The 3755-nt window shown below is 45.3% G+C and carries 5 protein-coding genes and 1 pseudogene; all 6 read right to left on the bottom strand.

Annotation, left to right across the window (positions count from 1 at the left end):
- Nucleotides 1–818, bottom strand: a pseudogene (locus L2748_RS23275) (conjugal transfer protein TrbE); the annotation flags it as partial.
- Between the two features lie 2 nt (nt 819–820).
- On the bottom strand, nt 821–1105 hold the full coding sequence (locus L2748_RS23270) for a VirB3 family type IV secretion system protein (protein ID WP_220783480.1): 285 nt from the start codon (nt 1103–1105) through the stop codon (nt 821–823).
- 4 nt (nt 1106–1109) lie between these two features.
- Nucleotides 1110–1502, bottom strand: a complete 393-nt coding sequence (locus L2748_RS23265) for a TrbC/VirB2 family type IV secretion system protein (RefSeq protein ID WP_246616294.1) — start codon at nt 1500–1502, stop codon at nt 1110–1112.
- Nucleotides 1503–1658: 156 nt separating this feature from the next.
- The gene (locus tag L2748_RS23260) at nt 1659–1853 is read right to left on the bottom strand and encodes a hypothetical protein (RefSeq protein ID WP_220783479.1); all 195 of its coding nucleotides are present in this window, start codon (nt 1851–1853) and stop codon (nt 1659–1661) included.
- A 3-nt stretch (nt 1854–1856) separates the two neighbouring features.
- The gene (trbB, locus tag L2748_RS23255) at nt 1857–2795 is read right to left on the bottom strand and encodes a P-type conjugative transfer ATPase TrbB (protein ID WP_220783478.1); all 939 of its coding nucleotides are present in this window, start codon (nt 2793–2795) and stop codon (nt 1857–1859) included.
- Between the two features lie 181 nt (nt 2796–2976).
- Nucleotides 2977–3435, bottom strand: coding sequence for a hypothetical protein (locus L2748_RS23250; RefSeq protein WP_220783477.1), 459 nt, complete (start codon nt 3433–3435; stop codon nt 2977–2979).
- Nucleotides 3436–3755 lie beyond the last annotated feature (320 nt).

Raw genomic sequence — 3755 nt, 5'->3', positions numbered from 1 at the left:
AGCTTATCGAGGTGATAAAGCATGTTAGGCGTGGAGCTGTCAGGAAAATCATTAATGCTGATGGTCATCAACAATTGGTTGTCGATTTTTGGATTAAGACCGGTCCAAAAGTCATGTAAACCCAGCAATGTATCCAGCCCCGACGGGCAGAACGGCAACCGCATAGGTTGCTTATTCCCGCTGATAATGTGATTAAGTGCTTCCAGTAAGCGACAATATAGTATTGGGCGAGAGGTGATAGTGTCTGTGTCGTCAGTTTGGGCTTTCTTATACGTGCCCAATCGTTCAATGTGTAAATAGCTTTTTAGGTTACTTTCCATTTCACGTAACTTGGCTTTAAAGTCGCTTAGGTGTTTGCTGAATCCTTGCTCAATATTGCCGTTTTGCTCAAACATGAAATTGGTAATATTGGCTTTGGCTTTGTTAGGCGGCATGTAAGTAAGAAACAGGTAGTAATCTGAGTCGTATCGAGTACTGATATTCTGATAGTAATCTTTACGTTCTTCATCAATCATCGCAAACACGGGGTGAATAAAGGCGGCGGTGTCAGTATTAAGGTAGTTGGGTGTTTGGTCACGCACTGCTTCAACATGCACCATCCAACCGGTGCCAAATGAGCACAGGGCTTTATTGAGCCGACTCATTAATTCGTTGCGCTCCGCAACCGTTGAGCTTGATACATCCGCGCCGGCAAACTTAAATCCAGCCAGAAGCGAACCATCTTTATTGACTATCACGCCGTTGTCAGCCAATACAGCGTAGTTAAGCAGGTCAGAAAACCCCATTGAAGGAGCACGATAGGACGTTGTTTTGAACATGGTTAATCTCGCTGTGAATAGTTTTTACGGGCGTGAGCTGGATAGTAATCAGGGTGTTTTCGGTACGCTTTATAGACAGAGCTCATGTGCGGGTCAGCTCGGCCCATGATGCGCAGTAGCGGCAATCCCCCTACCCACAACAATACTGCAAGTAATATTGTGGGAAGGGTTTGTAATATCGCCAGGACCATGCACAGCAGCCCAAGCAATAACAGTGGGTTTCTCTCGCAGCCCATAATTAGATTGCCACGGTGAAAGTTAAATATCGGGGTGCGGTGCAATGCCATGACGTTAGCCTATGAGGGTAGATGAAATGCCGAATAGGGTTCTAAGCATGTTAGTAGCAAACACAATGACAGAAATACCGAGTGCTAAGAACAGCATTGTTTTGATGAGTCCTGAAATTTCACCACCAAATACCAAGCCTGCAATTGACGCGACTAGTGCTAACACTGATATGCCAAACGCGACAGGCCCTGTCACTGAATTAACTAATTTAGTTAGCGGCGCTTCCCATGGCATGTTGGTTGAGGACGCATGAGCTAGGTCAGGAAACAGTAATAGCACCGCAAACAGCATGACCATTAGGATAAAAGGGTGCTCAGTCAGCAAGCTAAGCGCTCGCCGATGTAGCGGAGGTTTAAAGGGGGTATTGGGTGAATAGGTTAATTGACTGTGTAGCATTGTGTGTTCCTTATTAAAATAAAAGGTGATTAAGGCGATAGCCTTGGTTTTTAGGTATAAAAAAAAGGCACTAACCAAACGGTCAATGCCTTGTGTTGATAATTGGGGAAGGTTAGAGCTGCATGAGTTCTGAATCGTCAATATTTAGGTGGTATTTCATTGAGTGAACTCCTGAGTGCGGTAGGGCTCATTGGTTGGTGCGATATATTGATGCCTATCGACTTCCCAAGTATCCCAGTCGGTTTCTTTTTCTATTCGACTCATTTCAAGGTGGCAATCACAACATATCAATCCCCAGCGTGGGTCCTGGTTTAGGTTGGTATCTTCAAAGCAATAGGGGCAGCGACGCATGATTTACCTCTCAATAGACTCAGTGATGTATTGGCCGCTCAGGTAATCGTTCACCTGAATGATTTCCTTGATGCGGCGACCTTCTAAAGTTTTCTCGATGAATACGACAATGTTAACAGTCTGAGCAATCAGGTTGTGATTAATGTTTTGTGATACCTCGGCAATACAATCTTCAAGTCGCAGCAAGCCAAGCTTAGCGCTGTTAGCATGGATGGTTGCAATACCACCATCATGGCCAGTGTTCCAAGCTTTAAGTAAGGATAGCGCTTCACCACCGCGCACCTCGCCAACCAGTATACGGTCAGGCCGCAAGCGCAGTGTTGCGCGTAGCAGTTGAGACATAGGTGTCGTGACATTGCTACGTAAGATAACGGAGTTTAAGGCTGCACACTGAATTTCATTGGTGTCTTCAATAATCACAATGCGGTCATTAGGGCAGCTGCACACCATCTGATGAATGAGCGCATTGGCGAACGTGGTCTTGCCGCTACCTGTGCCGCCCACAATCATAATATTTTTACGTTCGATAATAGCTTGCTTAAGAATGTCATATTGCGAGGCGGATAATATGCCTGTATCAACGTACTCTTGCAGCGTAAACACACGCAAGGCTTTCTTGCGCAGTGCGAAGGTTGGTGCCGTGGTAATAGGCGGTATTAAGCCCTCAAATCGACTGCCATCAATAGGGCATTCGCATTCTAAAACGGGGGTCTCAGGCGATAACGCAATCTGGTGGTAACCAGCTAGGGCTTTCATCAATAGCATGGCCTGTGTGGGCGTCATGCTGGACTCGACAGTCATAGGTTTACCAAAACGCTCTACCCAGAGTGAACCGTCGCTGTTAAGCATGAGCTCTGTGACTTCATCATCATTAAGCAATGCGAGCTGTCTTTGGCCAAAGTGAGTTTTGATACTGTTAACGTTGCTGTCTAAGTTTTGCATTGCTTGAGTCCAATTGTGCATTTCAAAAAAAAGAAATGCACAAAGCGTAGGTAATCATAGGTGGGTTATTGTCGGTCACGGCATGGTTATGTCCGTTAGCACCTAAACCCTAGAGGGAAACCATTGTGAGCCACACTTCTAAGTTACGCGAATGGGCTAATAGACACGATGAGGTATAGCGTTAGTGTTTACATGATAAATATTTCCTAAGAAAGTCCTCACTTAAAAAGTGGGGCCGGTTAGCTTCGCCGCTCAACTTTTTTGTGCAGCAGTCACAAATACTGATTTCAGTACATTTGTTTTTGCAGTACCGGCAGCAATATACCGGTTTGATATAGCGTTGCGGTGGAGTCCACTTGCCGGTAAGCATGAAAGAAGCAATGGCAAAGTCCAGTTCGTAGTGCTTTTGTAACGGGAAGCTCTGCCAATAGGTATAAATCTTTTTGGCTTGCTTAATGGACATGACTATTTGAGAGCCGGTGATTGCTTTTATGCAGCTGAAAATAATGTCGTGCTCAACAAGACTTGGGTTATCGCACTTACGTTGGATAATTTTGTGAGCAAAGTTAGGGTTGATATAAAAGCGACCAATGATATTGATTGCCTGTGCTTGGGTTAATGAATGAGTGTGTTTATGCATGATTTGCTCACATTTCTCGTTGAAAAAAATGAGGAAATCAAGAACGGGTAAATAAAATAAAGTTTAAAGAGGATTGGTTGTCTCTACCTGGTACCGCCGAGACAAAGGCGGGGCTGTGAGCGTAGGAGTCATGCGCGCAGTAAAGCCATTGCAGCACCTACCCTCGAAAGTTCTTCTTCCGTTTTTCAGCCAACAGCGGCTAGGGGTAGTCCGGTCGTCCCAGAGGACACAACCATATAAGGTTATGCTTTCTATCACAGGTCTGTTTCCCGCGAATTACTGACCTCCCTCGCAGGGTTCTAGGAGTGACCTAATCAAGC

This window comes from Shewanella sairae (assembly GCF_023283535.1).
GTDB lineage: Bacteria > Pseudomonadota > Gammaproteobacteria > Enterobacterales > Shewanellaceae > Shewanella > Shewanella sairae.
This window is presented reverse-complemented; position numbering and strand designations above follow the sequence as displayed.